This is a genomic window from Neptuniibacter sp. QD37_6 (assembly GCF_047778085.1).
Classification (GTDB): Bacteria; Pseudomonadota; Gammaproteobacteria; order Pseudomonadales; family Balneatricaceae; genus Neptuniibacter.
This window is the reverse complement of sequence record NZ_CP180550.1, coordinates 494,505-515,517: the sequence shown is the minus strand read 5'-3', so window position 1 is coordinate 515,517 and position 21,013 is coordinate 494,505. Positions and strand designations below refer to the sequence as shown.

The following is a 21,013-nucleotide window of genomic DNA, read 5'->3' as shown; positions in this document are numbered from 1 at the left end:
GTTTAAGGAGGTGATCCAGCCCCAGGTTCCCCTAGGGCTACCTTGTTACGACTTCACCCCAGTCATGAACCACACCGTGGTAACCGCCCTCCCGAAGGTTAAGCTAGCTACTTCTGGTGCAATCCACTCCCATGGTGTGACGGGCGGTGTGTACAAGGCCCGGGAACGTATTCACCGCGACATTCTGATTCGCGATTACTAGCGATTCCGACTTCATGGAGTCGAGTTGCAGACTCCAATCCGGACTACGACCGGTTTTCTGAGATTAGCTTACCCTCGCAGGTTCGCGGCCCTCTGTACCGGCCATTGTAGCACGTGTGTAGCCCAACTCGTAAGGGCCATGATGACTTGACGTCGTCCCCACCTTCCTCCGGTTTGTCACCGGCAGTCTCCTTAGAGTTCCCACCCGAAGTGCTGGCAAATAAGGACAAGGGTTGCGCTCGTTACGGGACTTAACCCAACATTTCACAACACGAGCTGACGACAGCCATGCAGCACCTGTCTCAGAGTTCCCGAAGGCACGAAACTATCTCTAGTAACTTCTCTGGATGTCAAGAGTTGGTAAGGTTCTTCGCGTTGCGTCGAATTAAACCACATGCTCCACCGCTTGTGCGGGCCCCCGTCAATTCATTTGAGTTTTAACCTTGCGGCCGTACTCCCCAGGCGGTCTACTTATCGCGTTAGCTGCGCCACTAAAAGATCAAGTCTCCCAACGGCTAGTAGACATCGTTTACGGCGTGGACTACCAGGGTATCTAATCCTGTTTGCTCCCCACGCTTTCGCACCTCAGTGTCAGTATCGGTCCAGGTAGTCGCCTTCGCCACTGGTGTTCCTTCCTATATCTACGCATTTCACCGCTACACAGGAAATTCCACTACCCTCTACCGTACTCTAGATTGGCAGTATCAGGTGCAGTTCCAAGGTTGAGCCCTGGGCTTTCACATCTGACTGACCAATCCACCTACGCGCGCTTTACGCCCAGTAATTCCGATTAACGCTCGCACCCTCCGTATTACCGCGGCTGCTGGCACGGAGTTAGCCGGTGCTTCTTCTGCAGTTAACGTCACAGCTAGCAGGTATTAACTACTAACCTTTCCTCACTGCTGAAAGTGCTTTACAACCCTAGGGCCTTCTTCACACACGCGGCATGGCTGCATCAGGCTTGCGCCCATTGTGCAATATTCCCCACTGCTGCCTCCCGTAGGAGTCTGGACCGTGTCTCAGTTCCAGTGTGGCTGATCATCCTCTCAGACCAGCTAGAGATCGTCGCCTTGGTGAGCCATTACCTCACCAACTAGCTAATCTCACGCAGGCTCATCCAATAGTGCAAGGTCCGAAGATCCCCTGCTTTCCCCCGTAGGGCGTATGCGGTATTAGACCAAATTTCTCTGGCTTATCCCCCGCTACTGGGTAGATTCCTACGCGTTACTCACCCGTCCGCCACTCGTCATCAACTAGCAAGCTAGTCATGTTACCGTTCGACTTGCATGTGTTAGGCCTGCCGCCAGCGTTCAATCTGAGCCATGATCAAACTCTTCAGTTTAAATCATTTGTGTTACCAGGAATGTGGTAACGGGCTCTAGTACTAAACAACCGGATAACATTCTTAAGAACGTTAAACCTTTGTAAATCGCTTTAAATGAATTCACTTGGTTGCTTGTCTAGAAAAAGTTTGCTTCTTCTCAACAAGCGCCCACACGAATTATCTGATCAAATTGTTAAAGAGCGTTGCTTTTTTGACCTTCAACACTGCGTGCTGTTCGTCTCAAGCGAGGCGCATATTCTACTTTGCGCTCATTCAAAGTCAACCGTTTATTTTGCAATTTTGTAAAAAGTTTTTACTCAGCAACCGGACTTTGAATCCTACTCCGTAAGCAATCTTAAAAACCAATGTTTTCAACCACTTACCAAGCACCTCACTCAGCTCTGCAGCCCCTTAAAAAGCGGCCTCCCTAAGCAAGGACGGCGAATTCTACAGACATCTGAAAAAGGGTCAACACCCAATCTTAAAAAAAGTGTAAAAAGTTGTAAAAAACTTACAAAACAACCCCGAATCGATCAAAGACCAACCAACGGCGTATAAATACTAGTCAATAGATACAAAAAAGGCGCTGAGTTTTACCTCAACGCCTTCTCTATTTTCTCTTTTATAACTTAAAGAGAGAAAAGATGGTGTTTCTTTTTACCTAGCTTAACTAAGAAATACTTACCAAAGCGCGCATTTGATTCTGCAAACACTTCTGTCGCTTTCATATTATCTTCAAAGCCGTGTGCGTTTCCGTTAACAATAACCGCATTTCGCTGTAGAGCATCTTTAACTTGCTTGCCGCCTGGCGCCATACCCGCTTCTGACAAGATTGTCGTTAACGGTGTTTCAGCCAGTTCTTCTGGGTTAATCACAGATGATGGCAAACCGTCTTGAGCTAGTTGCGCATAATCTTGTTCGCTTAGTTCGGATGTTTCACCGGAGAACAACGCTTCTGTAATACGCTTAGCCGCAGCCAAACCTTCGTCACCATGAACAAGACGCGTTACCTCTTCTGCTAGAACGCGCTGACCTTCTGGACGACCTTGGCGCTCAGCATCTTCTTTCTCTAGCGCTTCGATATCTGTTACTGGCAAGAATGTGAAGTACTTAAGGAAACGGTAAACATCTGCATCTGCCGTTTGTAGCCAGAACTGGTAGAAAGCATACGGAGATGTTTTGTTTGCATCTAGCCAGATAGTACCCGATTCAGTTTTACCGAATTTGGTACCGTCTGATTTAGTGATAAGCGGCAGCGTCAAACCAAATGCTTGATTTCCATTCATACGACGAGTCAGTTCAGTACCACCTGTAATATTGCCCCACTGATCAGAACCACCGATCTGTAGAGTACAGCCATGAGAAGCATTTAACTGCTGGAAGTCATACGATTGCAAAATCATGTAAGTAAATTCAGTGAAAGAGATACCCTCACCTTCACGATCAATACGCTGCTTTACTGACTCTTTAGCAATCATCTGGTTAACAGAGAAGTGTTTACCGATATCACGCAAGAAAGTTAGAACATTTATGTTTTGCGTCCAATCCAGGTTATTCACAACCTCAGCACTATTAGCGCCGCAGTCGAAATCAACAAATGCACTAACCTGCGCTTTAAGCTTCTCAACCCAACCTGCTACTGTTGAATCATCATTTAACTTACGTTCTTGCGCTTTGAAGCTTGGATCACCAATCAGACCAGTCGCCCCACCCACAAGTGCAAGCGGCTTGTGACCAAACTCTTGAAAACGCTTTAGTGTTAGTAGTGGTACAAGACTACCAATATGTAAACTATCTGCTGTAGGGTCGAAGCCGCAATAAAGAGTCACACTGCCTTCAGCAAGATGCTTTGCCAAATCTTCTTCGCTTGTCATCTGCGCAACTAGCCCGCGCGCTTGTAGGTCGTTTAATAGTGCTTCACTCATTGCTTTTGCTTGCCCTTTAAATTACGGCTAAAAATTCGAAGCGGCTATTTTAGCCCTTGCTAAGCCTGCAAACAAATAAGTTCTCAGCAATTTTTGTGAGTTATCGTTAAGCAATCCTTAAGTTTTATTCAACTAAGCCGACTTTCTTTAATGACAGTGGCATAATGCAACGCTTAATTTTCAGCAACCCAATATAATAATGAAGGGGTATAGGGTGCTAAATCGCGTTAAACAGTTCCGTGGAAACTTCCCCACGGTTCACTTAGTGGCCGTCAGTGCCTGCGTACTTATTTTAGGCCTGACTCTTTTACTGCTTCCATCACAAGAAGTTGAAGCGACTCGCGGGGATCTACCAACCGCTCCACCTACTGCGCCACTGGTATCTACTGAATCAACTATTTCTAGCAAAAAAACAACATCAACCGAAACAGTTATCAAAACTAATCCAGCTCAAGCATCTGCTGTAACTCCTTCCATACCTGAAGATAATTGGGTCGAATACACTGTTGGCAATGGTGACAATTTAACGTCCATGTTTAAAAAGGCAGGACTGACACCACGTGATGTTTACCATGTAGCTGCTGCAGGTAAAGAAACCAAAGCCTTCACCCGTCTATTCCCTGGTCAGACATTAAGCTTCGTGATTGAGAACGGCAAATTAAGTAAACTCAAACACATCGAATCCAAGCTGAAATATACCCTGCTATATACCGATGCTAACAGCGCCTTCCAGATTAATTCTGTTATCAGAACGCCCGAAGTCAGACAGCAATTCACAGCCGGTACAATCAAAGACTCGCTTTTTTTAGCCGGTGAAGAAGCTGGACTTTCCAGCAAGAAGATAATGGAGCTCGCCAGCATCTTTGGCTGGGACGTAGACTTCGTCCTAGATATTCGTAAAAACGACGATTTCAGTCTTATTTATGAAGAACATTATCTAGATGGCGAGAAAATTGGCGAAGGCCCTATCGTTGCTGCTCAATTTACTAACAGAGGCAATAAATTCACAGCTCTTCGTTATACCAATACCGAAGGCGATAGCAGCTACTACACGCCTGAAGGCTATAGTATGCGCAAAGCCTTCCTTCGCTCGCCGGTAGATTTTGCCCGCATCAGCTCACGCTTTAGTCTCAGCCGTAAACATCCGGTACTTAATCGCATTCGCGCTCACAAGGGCGTTGATTATGCCGCTCGAACAGGCACACCAATTAAAGTCGCTGGTGAAGGAAAAATCACATTCCGTGGCAGAAAAGGCGGATTTGGCAATGTTGTAATCGTCCAACACGGTAGCAATATCACCACCCTTTATGCCCACATGAGTAATTTTAAACGCGGACAACGTGTAGGCACTCGCGTTAAGCAAGGCCAAGTGATTGGCTTTGTTGGTCAAACAGGCCTTGCGAGCGGCCCTCACCTTCATTACGAGTTTCGCGTCAATGGCGTTCACAAGAACCCTCTGACGGTTAAATTGCCACAAGCTTCTCCTATCGCTAAAGCAGAGCGAAGTAACTTCACAGAAACAGCGAGTAGCTTATTAGCTCAGCTTGAAACTCACCAAGCCACCACACTTGCACAGAGCAATCGTTAAGTATGAGCCAGAAGGATCTATTTATTGGGTTAATGTCAGGTACCAGCCTGGATGGTATCGACGCAGTTGCAGTTAGATTTACACCAAATTTTGAAATGGTAGCTACGCACGCTGAAGAGATCCCAGCAACGTTAAAGAACGATATTTTGACACTTACCCAGCCCGGTGATCATGAAATTGATTTAATGGGCAAAGTAGATAAATCCTTAGGCGAACTCTTCGCCAAAGCCGTAAATGATCTTTTAAGCAAAAACGGTTTATCTGCTGAACAAGTTTCAGCAATCGGTAGCCACGGCCAAACCATCCGCCACCGCCCAGAATTTGGTTTCACTTTGCAAATAGGTGACGCAAACCAAATTGCTGAACTAACGGGTATCACCACTGTGGCAGATTTTCGACGTCGCGATATGGCTGCCAATGGTCAAGGCGCGCCATTGGTTCCGGCGTTTCATCATGCAATGCTGCATTCACATAACTACAATCGTATTCTGCTGAATATCGGTGGGATGGCCAACCTTACTTTCCTTCCAAAATCCGAAGAACAAAGTATTCTTGGCTTTGATACAGGTCCAGGTAACGTTTTATTAGATGCGTGGATCAAGCACTGTCGAGACCTTCCCTTCGATCATAATGGCGAATGGGCATTATCCGGCTCCATTAATGAGAGTCTTTTAGAGCAATTAAGCTCTATCGAGTATTTTTCCGAACCTCCACCTAAAAGCACTGGCAGGGAACAGTTCAATTTAGTCTGGTTAAAACAAACACTAGCCACGCTTCCAGAGATTAAAGCGGAAGATGTACAACGCACTCTACTTGAATTGACCGCCACCAGCATAACCGATGCTATAAAAGCACACATTCCTAGTCAGGTATTTGAGCTATATATCTGTGGTGGCGGTAGTTTCAATCAGGCACTTACGCAACGCATATCTTATCTATTGCCAGCCATTAACGTCAGTAACAGTGGCGATATCGGTATTGATGCAGATTGGATGGAAGCAGCAGCCTTTGCTTGGTTAGCTATGCGCTGCTTAGATGGAAAAGCCGGCAACAATCCAAATGTTACCGGCGCAAAAGGTAATCGAATTCTAGGCGCTATCTATCAAGCCTAAAAGTATAGATAGCCTTGTTGGCGAAGCCTAACCTGTTCTGCAGGACCTAGTGGAATCGTATCGATAAACGCAGGTAGCTCTGAGCGCTCGACACCATTCGCTCGCATCCATGTTTCACATACACGGATATCGATCACATTATTGGAATCTAATCGCTCAGCAAGCTCTAACAAGCTTTTGTACTGATTCATATTCTGATGCCGGAAGGCATGCGCTTCATCACCATGCAAAACAAACACGATCGGTTCGTAGGATGAAAGATTCTCCACCTCATCAACGAGCATACTCGCTCTTTGAAAAAGCATTTCAACTTCACTAGGCGTGTGTTTTTTGATCAACGCCAAATAACGATCATTAGCGACATCTGGAGATACAGGCGACTGCTGTGGCTGAGCCATCAGCAAGCCAGAAAAAAGCATACAAAAAACAGAAAAGACCAACTGACGCATATTATTCCCCTAGAGGACTTAAATTAATAACCTACGACAGAGTAGAAGATATAGTAATAGGCCCCCTCATAACAAGGGATCACCTATTACTATCGTATGTAAGCTTAGACTCAGCTAAACAGAAACAGCTAGATAGAGAAGGATGAACCACAACCACAGGTTGTTGTAGCGTTCGGATTATTAATCACAAACTGAGAACCTTGTAGACCTTCTTTAAAGTCCACTTCAGAACCAACTAAATATTGAAAGCTCATCGGATCCACCACCATGAACACCCCATCACGCTCAATTACAGTGTCATCATCTGCAGCGTTTTCATCAAAAGTGAAGCCGTAAGAGAAACCGGCACAGCCGCCGCCCGTGATAAATACACGTAACTTCAGGCTATTATTCTCTTCCTCTTCCATAAGAGATTTTACTTTAGCAGCGGCAGAAGTAGTAAATACCATCTCTGGCTCTGCAATTGGATCAACTGTTTCTATCATAACGACCATACTCAATTAAGCTGAGCACAATTATCACCTTAACCGACTAATTTAGTCAAGTATTAAGGTATTAAGCCAACAACATTCAGACCGGCTGTCTCTTCAAAACCAAACATGATGTTCATGTTCTGAACCGCCTGACCCGCAGCACCTTTAACAAGGTTATCAATCACAGATAACACAACCACCGTGTCTTCACCTTGAGGACGATGAACGCTGATACGGCAAACGTTCGCACCTTTAACACTTCTTGTTTGTGGATGACTACCTGCAGGCATAACATCAACAAATGGCTCATTTGCGTAACGTTCTTCAAAGATCGCTTGTAGATCATGATCAACAGGATCTTTTAATACGCCGTAGCAGGTAGAATGGATGCCACGAATCATTGGCGTTAGGTGCGGAACAAACGTCAGATGCACTGGACGCTCTGCTACTAACGCAAGACCTTGCTTAATTTCAGGCAGGTGACGATGACCCGGCACACCATAAGCCATCATGCTTTCGCTCGCTTCGCACAACAACATACCAACTTTCGCACCACGACCAGCACCACTTACACCTGATTTACAGTCAGCAATTAGACGACGGTGATCGATCAGCTTGTTTTCCAATAACGGCAAATAAGCAAGCTGTGTCGCAGTTGGGTAACAACCTGGGCAAGCAATCAGTTGCGCATCTTTGATCTGTTCACGATTTACTTCCGGCAAGCCGTATACAGCCAATTCAGCCATCTCTGGTTGAGTATGCTCCATGCCATACCACTTAGACCAAAGCTCCAGATCCTTGATTCTGAAGTCAGCGCCTAGATCAATGACTTTAACACCCTTACCAACAAGCTCGGCAGCCATATTCATGGCAACCCCATGAGGTGTCGCAAAGAAAACAACATCGCAACCACTTAGCGTTCCCACATCAGGTACGGTAAAGCGCAGATCGTGGTGTCCTCGAAGGTTGGGATACATATCAGCGACACTGACGCCTTCCTCTGAGCGAGAAGTAATAACCTCTACTTTTGCCTGAGGATGATTTGCCAACAAACGAAGTAACTCTACACCGGTATAACCGGTACCGCCTACAATACCTACCTTAATCACAGGAACCTCTCATAAGGGATGAAAAACTGGTAACGTATAATACAGAAACTAAGACCCTTATGACTATTAATAAATAATCGAGTCTATGCCCAAAAAGAGCTTTTCCTTAGAGAATTTTCGTTATCGCTTAGCCCATAACGAAGCTTTACCGCAGATGGTTGTTCTCGGACTACTCTGCGGATTGCTGTGCGGCCTAGTTTTGGGCCTTTTTCGTTACATGCTGGAACTGCCTTTAACTTCATTTCTTCCCGGTAACGATAGTGAAAATTTTGAAGAGCTACCTAGTTGGTTGCATTTTTCACTACCCATAATCGGCAGCCTGCTGATCATCATTGTGTTATCGCGGGTCGATCCAGTCAGACGAAAAGTAGGTGTAGCTCATTTACTGGAGCGAATGGCGTACCATCAGAGCAAATTGCCTTTTCGTAACGCATTAGTACAACTAATAACAGCAACCATTGCACTAGTATTTGGGCACTCAGCAGGTAAAGAGGGGCCGGCTGTTCACTTAGGCGCAGCTTGTGGCAGCCAGTTAGGTCAGAAGCTTAACCTACCGAATAATACCTTACGTATTTTAGCTGGCTGCGGAACGGCAGCAGGCATAGCAGCCACGTTTAACACACCATTAGCAGGTGTTGTATTTGCAATGGAGGTCGTACTTCTGGAATACACCGTAATCGGCTTTATGCCGGTTATCGTTGCGGCTGCAACCGCCACATTGGTTGTACAGCTAATGTTTGGCAAAGAGCTACTTCTTACTGTACCTCCATTACATATAGAGTCTCTACAGGAGATACCCTACGTTGCATTTCTGGGCGTTATTATTGGGTTATTCGCTGTGCTCTTTATCGCACTGATGCGCGCCACTATGACTCGCTCCAATCAGTTAAATTTAAGTTATAAGACCAAATTACTTAGTGCAGGTATTCTAACTGGCTCCGCTGCGGTGTTTTACCCTCAGATTATGGGACTAGGCTATGACACGCTGGATGCAGTGATGCAGGGGCAATTAAGCCTGCTTCTTATTGGTGGCATATTGTTAGCGAAATGCATCGCCACTCCAATCGCACTTGGCCTTGGCGTACCTGCTGGCCTCATTGGCCCCGCATTATTTATTGGCGCTTTAGCGGGGGGGGCCTTAGGCATCATTGGTGCAAATATCGCCGACCAAGAGGTTGCCCAACCTGGCTTTTACGCCCTGCTTGGCATGGGTAGTATGATGGGTGCGGTCGTCAACGCTCCCATGGCTGCACTAGTCGCGATATTGGAATTATCTGCCAATCCCAACATCATTTTTCCGGCAATGATTTCGATTGTTGTCTCCAATCTGATCGCCCGTTACATCTTTAATATGCCATCAATTTTTGTAACCAACATGCGCTTACAAGGTTTGGATTATCGCCATAAACCACTTTCTCAGATTTTAAATAGCTCTGCTGTACAAAGCCTGATGCTAACTAACTATGTAAAATGTAACTCCATCATCTCTAAAGAAAGTGCCGAAGGGGTTCTTGCCGCATCACCAGACTGGATACTTGTTTCACAAAGCGACGGCCATACCCTTCTATCTCCTGGAGACCTTCATCTTTACCTACAACAACATAAAGGTGAGATGACAGACATCCATGTGATGGAAATCGCAGCCCTACGCCTAGATAGTTTAAGCATTGATAGCAAAGCCACACTTCAAGAAGCACTTGATCTGATGGACAGCGAAACCGTTGATGCCCTTTGCGTCACAAACTCCTTACAACAGATCGTGGGTTTATTAACACGTGATCAAATAAATGATTTTTACCGTAAAAGTTGATCTATGAAATTTAACTTAAAAGGCCTATACGGCATTACTGATTCCGACCTAATGCCCGACACTGAAACCATGCTGCGCAAAGTCGAACAAAGCATACAGGGCGGCGCGAATATCATTCAGTATCGAGATAAATCATCCGATCTTAAAAAACGCGTTGAGCAAGCATCGGCTTTGAACCTCATTTGCAAAAAGAACAAAATCCCACTCATCATCAATGATGATGCGGGCTTGGCTGCAGGGATTGGTGCCGCAGGCGTACACTTGGGACAAAGCGATGGCGCAATAGAGGAAGCTCGTGAAATGCTGGGTGAAGACACGATCATTGGTGTGACCTGCCATGATTCGTTGGAGCTGGCCTTAAAAGCCCAACAAGCCGGTGCTTCATATTTAGCATTCGGCGCATTCTTCCCATCGAAAACCAAACCTAATGCCAAGCCTGCCCCTCTATCCTTGGTTAAAGATGTAAAAGACAAAGTTAATTTGCCAATAGTGGCGATTGGAGGCATTAGCGTGGATAATGCCGACCAGATTGTAACAGCAGGTGCCGATATGGTTGCCGTCATACATGCGCTATACGCGAACAAAAAAGTGACTGCAGCAGCAAAACAGTTCCACCAGCTCTTCACTAATTGATTTCAGAGAGAATAAAGATGTCCCGTTCAGAAGAACTTTTCCAAGCAGCTCAAGTTCACATTCCCGGTGGAGTTAACTCTCCTGTGCGTGCATTTAAAGGTGTAGGCGGCACCCCAATCTTCTTCAAACAAGGCGAAGGCGCTTACTTGTTTGATGAAGACGGTAACAAATACATCGACTACGTTGGCTCTTGGGGACCAATGATCTTAGGTCATTGCAACAGTGAAGTAATCGATGCCGTACGCGCTTCTTTAGATAATGGTCTAGGCTTTGGCGCGCCAACTGAGATCGAAATCGAGATGGCAAACAAGGTTTGTAAGATCATGCCATCTTTAGACATGGTGCGTATGGTTAGCTCTGGTACAGAAGCGACGATGAGTGCGATCCGTCTGGCACGTGGTTACACTAAGCGCGATAAAATCGTTAAGTTTGAAGGCTGCTACCACGGTCACTCCGACTCTCTGTTAGTTAAAGCAGGCTCCGGCATGCTGACTTTAGGCGAGCCTAGCTCTCCTGGCGTTCCAGCTTCTCTTGCTGAACACACCATCACTCTGACTCACAACGATATCGACAGCGTTCGTAAAGCATTCGCAGAGATCGGTGATCAGATCGCGTGTATTATCGTTGAACCGGTAGCCGGCAACATGAACTGCATTCCCCCGCTTCCTGGCTTCCTAGAAGGCCTTCGTGAAGTATGTGACGAATACGGTACGGTTCTTATCTTTGACGAAGTAATGACAGGCTTCCGTGTCGCCCTAGGTGGCGCACAATCTGTTTACAACGTAACACCTGACCTAACAACGCTTGGTAAAGTTATTGGTGGTGGCTTACCAGTAGGCGCGTTTGGTGGTAAGAAAGAGATTATGGAGCATATCGCTCCGCTAGGTGCCGTTTACCAAGCGGGTACACTTTCCGGTAACCCACTCGCGATGGCTGCAGGCCTAGCGATGCTGAACGCTGTTTCAAAACCTGGTTTCTACGAGCAACTAAGTGCAAAAGTAGAACTACTAACCGAAGGTCTAGAAGCGGTAGCGATCGCAAATGGTATTCCATTTACCACTAGCCGTGTCGGTGGCATGTTCGGCTTGTTCTTCACTGATCAAGAGCAAGTGACTAGTTTCGCTGAAACTATGGCGTGCGATGCAGATCGTTTCTCTAAATTCTTCCACGGCATGCTTGAGCAAGGCGTATATCTAGCCCCTTCAGCATTTGAAGCGGGCTTTGTGTCTGCTGCACACACGCAGGAAGATATTGAGAAAACACTCGCAGCGGCTGACCACGTTTTTGCGAATCTAAAATGACCTTAGCGATCATAGCTGGCAATGCTCTTCTTATTGCCAGCGCTCTTTTTTTAGCAGGACGCAGTTATAGAGTAGGCGAGAAACATGATCATACTGCCAGTATGGTCATTAGCCTATCAGCTGCTTTTATCGCTTGCTCAGGTACTGGGGCACTACTGCTACAAGGAACAGATCAGGATTCAGTCACGTTCAGGCGCCTGCTTGATAACCTAGCTTACTTTGCGGCAATTCCTTTAATAGCAAGCGCCATGTTTGATTGTGCTTGGAAGAAGGAGTGGTCACGTGCAGCATGGGGACGCTGGTTATTAGTATTGTTCGCTCTATTTGAACTCTGTCGCCGAAGCGAAGTAGGGATCACCTACAGCCAAGCGCTTGCAGGACTATCTGCACTTGCGTTGTTAATCAGCTGTTTGAGAATGCAGCCTCTAATCACTAAAGCGGCAGGTACTGCATCCGCAATTGCAATTGCAGTTTCGACGCTTGTCTATAGTCAGGCATCTCTAATGCCTCATTTGGCCGACCCAGCTCTGTATCATTCAGTGCTTGCTGTTGCTCTGATACTTTTGAGCATAGCCCTTGGAAAAGAAAAGCTTCCTTAAGCTGTCTCGACCAGATATTTCACGCATAAAAAAGCAGCCATTTAGGCTGCTTTTTAGTACTTATCCGATTAGTAGTTCAGCGCTTTAGTCCGGGCAGCATTTGCTCCAGAACGATCACCTGAACTTTGACGAATATCCGCAATCAGCAACCACAATCTTCGCAACATAACGACATCACCAATGGCCATATTTGTACCTTTGAGAGCCATTTGCTCGGCTTGAGCCCACTGACCTTCAAGGCGACGAACATCAGCCCATTGGTAATAGATTTCCGGATCCCTAGGAGCGATCCGTTGCGCACGCTCAAGGCTACTTTCAGCCGCCTGCATTGCCCCTCTATTTTTCTGCTGGTTTGCGTTGTTTAACAGAGCAATGACAGCAGGGTTTTGAGCTCGAGCAGTCACAGGCGTTGGAACTGGTACGGCGACAGGCTTCTCAGTTCGCGATTCTCGAACAACCGTAGGTTTGATTTGAACACCCGTAGCAGATTCGGCTGACTGAATAACGCCATCTTGCCCTGATCGATCCTCTACAGGGGGACGGTATACTCCTGTTCCACTCACACACCCAGTCAAAGCCAACGCTGTTAAAAGTGCTCCAGCTGTTTTATAACGCTTAATTATCTGAACCATCGTTCAAACCAATCCATAGATTCTTGTTGCTGATTTCCGGCACATTCAGCGTAATCTTGCGGAGCTGTACCTTTTATGAACGGCAATTGTCGCACACCCTGACACTGTTCGGCAGAGATCAAACCTGTTTTTTCTTCAACCCAGTGATACTCAATCTCTTCTGGCTGAACCGCCATAAACGACTGTGGTCGTTCTTTGACCATTAACTCGGTCCAAACCCGTAATGCTCCTCCCGAGCCGGTAAATGGCAGTTTGTCATTGTCGTCCAGACCCAACCAGACCACTGCCATGCGGTCCCCGGCAAAACCAGCAAACCAACTATCGCGTTGACCATTACTGGTTCCTGTCTTACCCGCCACATTGATTGACCCCGGGAGGCGGCTATAGATATAACGCCCTGTACCTTCGCGGGTAACCGCTTGCAACGCGTATTGAATCAGATGCATATTCTCCGCAGTTACCACTTGTTTCACTTCAAAAGGATAGCGAGAAAGCTCCTGCCCTTCAGAATCTGTAACCAAACGAATAGCACGCATCGGCGTTCTAAAACCATTAGCAGCAATCGTTTGATAAACCGTCGCAATCTCAAATAGGCTCATCGACTCCGCGCCCAGTAAAAGCGAGGGATAAGGCTTGGGATCACGAGAGATACCTAATCGTTCTAAGGTATCGATCACTTTCGGCAAACCTATATCCATGCCTAATTGAGCAGTACTCTGGTTATAGGATTTTGCTAAGGATAGATAAAGCGGCACTTTACCGTGGCTTTGACGATCAAAGTTCTGCGGCACCCAACTATTACCGCCTGCAAGCGGTACGCTAATTGGCTGATCATCCAACAGAGAAGCCAAGGTATAACCCTCTTCCAACCCTGCCAAAAAGACTGCTGGTTTCACCAAAGAACCGATTGGACGGCGCGCATCTAAAGCACGGTTAAAACCTTGGTAGCGGGCGTTTTTACCGCCCACCAATGCCAACACCTCACCAGTTTGCGGATCGGTGACCACGATACCGCCCTGCAGTGCAGTGACTGGTTTACCGTAGCGCTTCTTTAAGTTACCGATCGTTTTGGTCAGCGCCGCTGCAGTATTAGCCTGAACCATTGGGTCTAAGCTAGTGAATACTCGCAAACCTTCTGAACTAAGCAAATCTTCAGAATACTCTTCACGCAACTGACGTTTTACAAGATCAAGATATGCAGGGTAAGCACCTTTATGCAGGCTACGCTGTTTAACCACACCTAATCCACGTTTCTCAGCATCTAGACGATCTTTCATGCTGATCACGCCCTGTTCTTGCAGTACTTTCAACACCAGATCACGACGCGCTTTAGCACGTTCAGGGTGGCGCCTTGGATCGAAGTAAGATGGCCCTTTCACCATACCAGCCAATAGCGCGACCTGATGAAGTTTCAATTCATTAATAGGCTGGGCAAAGTAATACTGACTCGCCAGACCAAAACCATGCACTGCACGGGAGCCCGATTGCCCTAAGTAAACCTCGTTCAGATAGGCCTCTAGAATCTCATCTTTGCTGTAGCGAAGATCCAATAGCACCGCCATCGGGATCTCCATTAGCTTACGCGCCAAGGTTCGATCGGATGTTAGATAGAAGTTTTTGATCAACTGCTGTGTCAGGGTACTACCACCCTGAATAAAGCGACGCGCCTTAAGATTAACCCACATTGCACGCGCGATACCTTTCGGAGATACACCGAAGTGGTTGTAATAATCGCGATCCTCTATCTGAATCAATGAGTCTAAAAGCAGTTGTGGTGCTTGATCCAAACGAATCAGGTCACGATCTTCATTATCTCGAGGATAAATACCACCGATCAGGATCGGCTCTAGGCGACTTAACGGAACGATGGAACCACGACCATCTTTAATCGACACTAACTGATTGCCATTAAAACTCAGCAATAATCGCTGTGCACTCTCATCACCATCAGGGAAGCTGAATCCACGGGTATATACACGAGCACGACTAGATGCCCATTCTACCATCCCCGGTTTATCCGCACGATTTACAAATCGGTAGCCCAAGCCTTTCAGTTCATCCTTTAACGCTTGACGATCTAATACCTGCCCGGGATACAACTCAAGAGGCCGCGCATACACTTTGGCAGGCAATGCCCAGCGTTTACCCTCAAACTTACTTTTGACTTGGACATCCAGATAGATCAAACCGATTCCGCCAATCACCATGCCCAAAAGGGACAGTTTGAACAGAAAGATAAGAAACTTTTTCAGGAAACTGCGTGGTTTTTTAGTGCTTTTGCCACGACTTGACGATTTTGGTGCTCTCTTTTTTGCCATTGGCTCAGTATAATGCCTTCCCTTAGCAGGTATATCAGTACGTTTATGACCCTAATCGACTCTCTAAAACAAGCTTCGTTCTATCCGCATCCAGTCGACCAGATTGAGGTGATAGAAACCCACATTTCCTGGCTGATCTTAACAGGCGAATATGCCTATAAGGTTAAAAAGCCAGTGGATTTCGGTTTTCTGGATTTTACCACGCTAGAGAAGCGTCAGCACTTCTGTGAGGAAGAGCTACGTCTCAATCAACGATTAGCGCCTGATATCTACCTGCAAGTCATCAGTATTGGCGGCAGTGCTGAGAATCCGATATTCAATCCAGAAGGCGATGAAGAGATCATTGAATATGCTGTTCAAATGCAGCAATTTGATCACTCTCAACGCCTTGATCTCCTTTTAGCCAATCACCGTTTTGAAGCTAGCTGGATCGATACATTAGCCGAACAGATTGCTGATTTTCACCAGCGTATTCCGATTGTGGCGCAAGACAGCCCTTGGGGTGAAGCGGAAACAATTTGGGAAGTTGTCTCCGATAACTTCAGCCATATCACCGATGCTATCGACGAACTAGATGACTGGCATAAAGTACAAAAGCTATCCCATTATACTGCGCAGCAGTTCCGCAAACTGACCCCGCTGATTGAACAACGCAAGCAATCCGGTCATATTCGTGAATGCCATGGCGACCTTCATTTAGCCAACATTACTCTTTTCCATGATAAGCTAAGGCTATTTGACTGTATCGAATTTAACTTACAGTTCCGCTGGATCGATAGCATTTGCGATCTTGCTTTTCTCCTTATGGATCTGGAAGCCAACGGTGAATTCCGGTGGGCCAATCGCTGCTTAAATCGCTACTTAGAAATCAGTGGCGATTACAATGCCCTACCTCTGCTTAATTTCTATAAAGCGTACCGTTCCATGGTTCGCGCAAAGGTTGCAGTACTAGGCGAGCATCACGACCTACAAACCCTGCGCCGCTATCTGCGTCTAACCGATTACTATGCTCGCGCACCAAAACCAGCACTGTTTTTGATGCATGGCATTTCAGGCAGTGGCAAGAGTCACTTAAGCCAGCAACTCGTTGATCAAACAGATACTATTCGTATCCGTTCTGATGTTGAGCGCAAACGTCTTTTCCGCGAGTTGAGCTTAAAAGGGGAAAAGATTGATCTGTATGGTCCACAAATGAACGCCCATACCTTCAATCATCTTTTTGATACCAGCGCAGAGCTGTTACGTAACGGCTACTCAGTGATTGTAGATGCAACTTGTTTGCGCCAAAGAACACGTCAGAACTATATCGAACTGGCTGAGAAACTCGGTATACCTATTCGCATTATCAGCTGCGAATGCGAGCAAAAACTGATTGAAGCCCGTTTGAAGCGCCGATCCAATGAAGGCTCCGATGCTTCCGATGCTGATATTGCGGTTATGCTGGAACAACAACAGCTTGCCCAGCCTCTAACAGAAGAGGAGCGAGCACTTACTCTTTCAATCGATACCGACGATGATGAAGCGATCGTACGTTTATTAGAGCAGCTGCGAATCCAAGAGGTAATTTTCTAATGACAGCCTTATGCCACATTGATGAGATTACTGAAGGTCAGGCTAAAGGGTTTGAGTGCGAAGGTAAAAAGCTTTTCGCGGTAAAATACCGTGGTGAGTTATACGTCTATGAAAATAGCTGTCCACATCGCAGCATCCCTCTGGAATGGCAGCCTGATCAGTTTCTAGATTACGACAAAACCTTCATCCAGTGTGCGACCCATGGCGCGCTTTTCAAAATTGACAGTGGCGAATGCATCTCAGGCCCTTGTATTGAAGATAGCCTAACCGCCATCCCATTTACCTTAGATGGCGGCCAAGTAATCCTCGGCTAAGTGATTACCGGAATCTCACGCTGAATACTGATCTGTTCAGGCGAGATATCCGCAGCATAAGCGATTACTTCTACCCCAGCCTCTATTGCCTCACGCAGTAAGCGGCCATATTCTGGATCGATCTGATCGGCAGGGCGTACCTGTTGAATCCCTGTGTGAGGCACACAAAACAGCATCACAGCGCGGTCACCTTGCTCCACCATCGCCATTAACTCCTGCAAATGCTTAGCGCCACGCTTAGTCACTGCATCTGGGAAGCTTCCCCAGTTATCAGATTCAAGCAAAGTAACATTTTTCACTTCCACCCATGCTCGACCTTTCTCTTCATCTTCCAACAAGAGATCAATACGGCTGTTTTCACCATACTTAACCTCTTGACGAATATCCGAGTAGCCCTGCAGTTGAGTGATCACCCCTTGTTCAACCCCTTCGCGAATCAGCTTGTTCGCCAAACCGGTATTGATACAGGCGAGATACTGCTCTTCAACTTCCACCAGCTCCCAACCCAATGGGTATTTACGTTTAGGATTGCCACTGTCATGCACCCAAACACGGCTATCTGGATCAGCGCAGTTTTTCATGGAACCCGTGTTCGGACAATGGATCGTAACTTCGCGACCATCGGACAAAACAACATCAGCGAGGAAACGCTTATAACGCTTAATCAAACGTCCTTCGATTAGATTTTCAAACTGCATTATTTCTGAATCCTCTTACCTAAACGTTCTAGCATCAACTGAATGCGATCCAATCCTGTAGTGTAAGAGAATCGAATAAATTCCTGACTACGGTGCTGACCAAAATCCAATCCCGGGGTAGTCGCTATATGATCCTCTTCCAACAACGACCAACAATAATCGAAGGTATTATCGGTAAGGTGCTTAGCGCCCGCATAAACATAGAATGCCCCCTCTGGGGTAACAGGCAGATCAAAGTCTAATTCTCTTAATCCAGACACTAGAAGATCACGACGTTTTTGGAACTCAAAACGCCTACGTTCCAATTCAGAAATCGTTTCAGGCTCAAATGCAGCCAGCGCTGCATATTGCGAAACCGTGTTTGGCGATATCATCAAATTCTGCGCTAATTTTTCTAATTCCGGCGCAGCCTCCTCAGGCGCCACCAGCCAGCCTAAACGCCAACCCGTCATCCCAAAATATTTAGAAAAACTATTAATTACAAAGGTATTCTTATCGATCTCTAATGCACTTGGTGCATCTGTTCCGTAGGTAAGCCCATGATAGAGTTCATCAACAACGAGATGACCACCTAGTTTTTTAACAGTCGCCGCAATATCAGTTAACTCATCCCGATGAACAACCATACCGGTTGGATTAGCAGGAGAAGCTAACAGCACCCCAGCGGTATTAGCTTGCCAATGCTGTTCGATCAACTCAGCGTTTAACTGGAAATTATCTTCTGCATTGGTCGGCACTAACTGAGATTTAGCTTCTAAAAAGCGCAGGAACTGGCGATTACATGGGTAACCCGGGTCAGCCATCATAAACGACTGCCCTGCATCAGCGAGCAAAGAGAACGCCATCAACAAAGCGCTGGAAGCGCCGGTGGTTACAACGATCCGATCAGGGGAGACATCTAGCCCATATTTCGTGGCATACCACTGACTGATCGCCTCGCGTAACTCAGGAATACCCGCGGCAGGCGTATACTGAGTCAGGCCGCTATCAATCGCCGCTTTGGCTGTTTCTGCAATCAATGGTGCTGTTGCAAAATCAGGCTCACCCACCTCCATATGGATAACGTCACATCCAGCATCATCAAGTTGCTTAGCCCGTTTCAGCAAGTCCATCACTTTAAAAGACTCAATTTCTGCAACACGTTGGGAAGGACGGAATACCATGCGAATACCTGATCAAACACTAAAAATGGCAGTATACCTCAGACCATTTACGAATATCCCGCCTAGAGCGCCTATTTACAAGCGCTTCAAGGTGAACTAAACCTAATGAGATGTCTTTTAGTATCAATAGAATACATTTAGGGCTAGCGAAACGGCGAGGCATCTGGTAATTTGCCTGCCTTCTATGCTAAATCAATGTATTTATTGCATAACTAAACACAGGCAAGTGAAGTCACCCTTAAGGTGGCTTACGGAAGAAAGAGAGTGAGGCAGCGCTTATGCCAAACAAGAGCGAATCTTTCACACATATTGATCCTTACCCGCTAGTTGAGGGTGAGGAATACATGAATGAGAAACAGAAGGATCACTTCCGTGCAATCCTAGGTGCTTGGAAACAAGAACTGATGGAAGAAGTGGATAGCACTATCCACCACCTGCGCGAAGAGCCTTCAAATTTTGCAGATCCAAGCGATCGAGCTAGCCAGGAAGAAGAATTCAGCCTTGAGCTACGTACTCGTGACCGCGAACGTAAATTGATCAAAAAGATCAATGAATCGCTTGAGCTGATCGACGAAGATGAATACGGCTATTGCGATGCTTGCGGTATCGAAATTGGCGTTCGTCGTCTCGAAGCTCGACCTACAGCGTCTTTGTGTATCGATTGCAAAACGCTGGCGGAGATCAAAGAAAAACAAGTCGGCGGCTAAATCTAAACTAAGCCAGTTTATATAACTGGCTTAGCTTTAAGTATTTATCGTGACCTATATCGGCCGATTTGCCCCATCCCCTACTGGGCCATTGCATTTTGGTTCACTCCTTGCTGCACTCGCCAGTTTTTTGGATGCACGTGCCCACGAGGGTGAATGGCTTTTACGCATCGAAGATTTAGATCCTCCTCGCGAACAGCCAGACGTCAAAGAACAATTTCCACTGTTGCTGGAAAGTTACGGTCTTTATTGGGATGGTGAGCTCAGCCTTCAAAGCGAACGCCTTGAACTCTATGCGCCAGTACTGCAGGAACTGCTAGAAGCTCATCACGCTTACCCCTGTTCCTGTTCACGCAAAGAGATCCTAAGCCGTTGCGATAATTTGGTGTATGATCAACATTGTTTAATGCACCCACCGGAGCAAGATGCCAACGCTGCCATTCGGATCAACAGCAGCGGTACGCTCATTAGTTTTCGCGATATTATCCAAGGCCCCCATGCCTATAATTTAAGTAGTACGGGCGACTTTGTTGTATTCCGCCGTGATGGTTTTTACTCCTACCAACTCGCCGTTACTATCGACGATTATCTACAAGGCATCACACATATTGTGCGCGGCTCAGACTTACTAGATGAAACGGCGAAACAGATTCATCTACAACAGCTGTTAGGTTATCCAACACCCGCTTATGCACATATTCCTGTCGCGACCAACGCCGAAGGTCAAAAGCTAAGTAAGCAAACCTTTGCACCAGCACTAGAAACCACCGATCCCATTCCAGTTTTATTTAAAGCTTTGCAATTCTTAGATCAAGAACCACCACGAGAACTGCTATACGCAAGTAGAGATGAACTACTGGAGTGGGCGATTGCAAACTGGGATATACGCAAAATAAAACCAACACTCAGTAAGCCGCTACTAAACGAGTCGTAAGATGTATTTCCACCGAGTCCTACTTTTATTGATACCCGGTTTATACATGGTATTACCCCTCATTATTGATAGCTGGCAGAGCCTGACAACACCTTGGTATCTTCCTTACGTTGCTTGGTTTCTTATTATCTTATTAGCCTTCCTGATCGAG

The 21,013-nt window shown here is 46.4% G+C and carries 18 protein-coding genes and 1 rRNA gene; 10 read left to right on the top strand and 9 right to left on the bottom strand.

Annotated features, from left to right (window positions below; genetic code table 11):
- Nucleotides 1-3 precede the first annotated feature (3 nt).
- Nucleotides 4-1,543: ribosomal RNA gene (locus ACMXYO_RS02245) — 16S ribosomal RNA — on the bottom strand.
- Between the two features lie 611 nt (nucleotides 1,544-2,154).
- Nucleotides 2,155-3,450 (bottom strand): tyrosine--tRNA ligase, encoded by a 1,296-nt coding sequence (gene tyrS / locus ACMXYO_RS02240; protein WP_415886827.1) that lies wholly within the window; start codon nucleotides 3,448-3,450, stop codon nucleotides 2,155-2,157.
- A gap of 214 nt (nucleotides 3,451-3,664) precedes the next feature.
- Between tyrS and ACMXYO_RS02235 the strand changes: the two genes are divergently transcribed.
- Both ACMXYO_RS02235 and ACMXYO_RS02230 read left to right on the top strand, forming a co-directional pair.
- On the top strand, nucleotides 3,665-5,038 hold the full coding sequence (locus ACMXYO_RS02235; RefSeq protein ID WP_415886826.1) for an OapA family protein: 1,374 nt from the start codon (nucleotides 3,665-3,667) through the stop codon (nucleotides 5,036-5,038).
- Nucleotides 5,039-5,040: 2 nt separating this feature from the next.
- Complete coding sequence (locus ACMXYO_RS02230) at nucleotides 5,041-6,150, top strand: anhydro-N-acetylmuramic acid kinase (protein WP_415886824.1); 1,110 nt, start codon at nucleotides 5,041-5,043, stop codon at nucleotides 6,148-6,150.
- On the opposite strand, the gene ACMXYO_RS02225 is transcribed toward ACMXYO_RS02230, so the two are convergent.
- The 3 genes from ACMXYO_RS02225 to argC form a co-directional block, all read right to left on the bottom strand.
- The gene (locus ACMXYO_RS02225) at nucleotides 6,147-6,599 is read right to left on the bottom strand and encodes a hypothetical protein (protein WP_415886823.1); all 453 of its coding nucleotides are present in this window, start codon (nucleotides 6,597-6,599) and stop codon (nucleotides 6,147-6,149) included. The two genes, ACMXYO_RS02230 and ACMXYO_RS02225, sit on opposite strands and share 4 nt — an antisense overlap.
- Nucleotides 6,600-6,727: 128 nt before the next feature.
- A complete protein-coding gene (gene erpA / locus ACMXYO_RS02220) occupies nucleotides 6,728-7,084 on the bottom strand; it encodes an iron-sulfur cluster insertion protein ErpA (protein ID WP_415883346.1) in 357 nt (118 codons plus the stop codon).
- A 62-nt stretch (nucleotides 7,085-7,146) separates the two neighbouring features.
- Nucleotides 7,147-8,181, bottom strand: a complete 1,035-nt coding sequence (argC, locus tag ACMXYO_RS02215) for an N-acetyl-gamma-glutamyl-phosphate reductase (protein ID WP_415886822.1) — start codon at nucleotides 8,179-8,181, stop codon at nucleotides 7,147-7,149.
- 85 nt (nucleotides 8,182-8,266) lie between these two features.
- On the opposite strand from argC, the gene ACMXYO_RS02210 reads away from it, so the two are divergent.
- The 4 genes from ACMXYO_RS02210 to ACMXYO_RS02195 are packed head-to-tail and all read left to right on the top strand — an operon-like array spanning nucleotide 8,267 to nucleotide 12,524.
- Nucleotides 8,267-9,991: a chloride channel protein gene (locus tag ACMXYO_RS02210; protein WP_415886820.1), complete on the top strand. Its 1,725-nt coding sequence runs from the start codon at nucleotides 8,267-8,269 to the stop codon at nucleotides 9,989-9,991.
- A gap of 3 nt (nucleotides 9,992-9,994) precedes the next feature.
- The gene (gene thiE, locus ACMXYO_RS02205; RefSeq protein WP_415886818.1) at nucleotides 9,995-10,624 is read left to right on the top strand and encodes a thiamine phosphate synthase; all 630 of its coding nucleotides are present in this window, start codon (nucleotides 9,995-9,997) and stop codon (nucleotides 10,622-10,624) included.
- A 17-nt stretch (nucleotides 10,625-10,641) separates the two neighbouring features.
- The gene (gene hemL, locus ACMXYO_RS02200; RefSeq protein ID WP_415886817.1) at nucleotides 10,642-11,925 is read left to right on the top strand and encodes a glutamate-1-semialdehyde 2,1-aminomutase; all 1,284 of its coding nucleotides are present in this window, start codon (nucleotides 10,642-10,644) and stop codon (nucleotides 11,923-11,925) included.
- Nucleotides 11,922-12,524, top strand: a complete 603-nt coding sequence (locus tag ACMXYO_RS02195) for a hypothetical protein (protein WP_415886816.1) — start codon at nucleotides 11,922-11,924, stop codon at nucleotides 12,522-12,524. Before hemL ends, ACMXYO_RS02195 begins: the two co-directional genes overlap by 4 nt.
- A 68-nt stretch (nucleotides 12,525-12,592) precedes the next feature.
- On the opposite strand, the gene ACMXYO_RS02190 is transcribed toward ACMXYO_RS02195, so the two are convergent.
- Both ACMXYO_RS02190 and mrcB read right to left on the bottom strand, forming a co-directional pair.
- Nucleotides 12,593-13,156 (bottom strand): tetratricopeptide repeat protein, encoded by a 564-nt coding sequence (locus ACMXYO_RS02190; protein ID WP_415886814.1) that lies wholly within the window; start codon nucleotides 13,154-13,156, stop codon nucleotides 12,593-12,595.
- Nucleotides 13,144-15,474, bottom strand: coding sequence for a penicillin-binding protein 1B (mrcB, locus tag ACMXYO_RS02185; protein WP_415886813.1), 2,331 nt, complete (start codon nucleotides 15,472-15,474; stop codon nucleotides 13,144-13,146). Before mrcB ends, ACMXYO_RS02190 begins: the two co-directional genes overlap by 13 nt.
- Before the next feature lie 45 nt (nucleotides 15,475-15,519).
- On the opposite strand from mrcB, the gene ACMXYO_RS02180 reads away from it, so the two are divergent.
- A complete protein-coding gene (locus ACMXYO_RS02180; RefSeq protein WP_415886811.1) occupies nucleotides 15,520-17,046 on the top strand; it encodes an AAA family ATPase in 1,527 nt (508 codons plus the stop codon).
- Nucleotides 17,046-17,360 (top strand): Rieske (2Fe-2S) protein, encoded by a 315-nt coding sequence (locus ACMXYO_RS02175; protein ID WP_415886810.1) that lies wholly within the window; start codon nucleotides 17,046-17,048, stop codon nucleotides 17,358-17,360. The genes ACMXYO_RS02180 and ACMXYO_RS02175 overlap by 1 nt, the downstream gene beginning before the upstream one ends.
- Here the strand turns inward: ACMXYO_RS02175 and sfsA are convergent.
- Nucleotides 17,357-18,058: a DNA/RNA nuclease SfsA gene (gene sfsA, locus ACMXYO_RS02170; RefSeq protein WP_415886809.1), complete on the bottom strand. Its 702-nt coding sequence runs from the start codon at nucleotides 18,056-18,058 to the stop codon at nucleotides 17,357-17,359. The genes ACMXYO_RS02175 and sfsA overlap by 4 nt on opposite strands.
- The gene (locus ACMXYO_RS02165) at nucleotides 18,058-19,221 is read right to left on the bottom strand and encodes a pyridoxal phosphate-dependent aminotransferase (RefSeq protein ID WP_415886808.1); all 1,164 of its coding nucleotides are present in this window, start codon (nucleotides 19,219-19,221) and stop codon (nucleotides 18,058-18,060) included. The genes sfsA and ACMXYO_RS02165 overlap by 1 nt, the downstream gene beginning before the upstream one ends.
- Before the next feature lie 278 nt (nucleotides 19,222-19,499).
- Here ACMXYO_RS02165 and dksA point away from each other — a divergent pair, with 278 nt between their 5' ends.
- Together dksA and gluQRS are read left to right on the top strand one after the other, a co-directional pair.
- Nucleotides 19,500-19,928 (top strand): RNA polymerase-binding protein DksA, encoded by a 429-nt coding sequence (gene dksA, locus ACMXYO_RS02160; RefSeq protein ID WP_415883334.1) that lies wholly within the window; start codon nucleotides 19,500-19,502, stop codon nucleotides 19,926-19,928.
- A 49-nt stretch (nucleotides 19,929-19,977) separates the two neighbouring features.
- Nucleotides 19,978-20,862 (top strand): tRNA glutamyl-Q(34) synthetase GluQRS, encoded by an 885-nt coding sequence (gene gluQRS, locus ACMXYO_RS02155; protein ID WP_415886807.1) that lies wholly within the window; start codon nucleotides 19,978-19,980, stop codon nucleotides 20,860-20,862.
- Nucleotides 20,863-21,013: the final 151 nt, after the last annotated feature.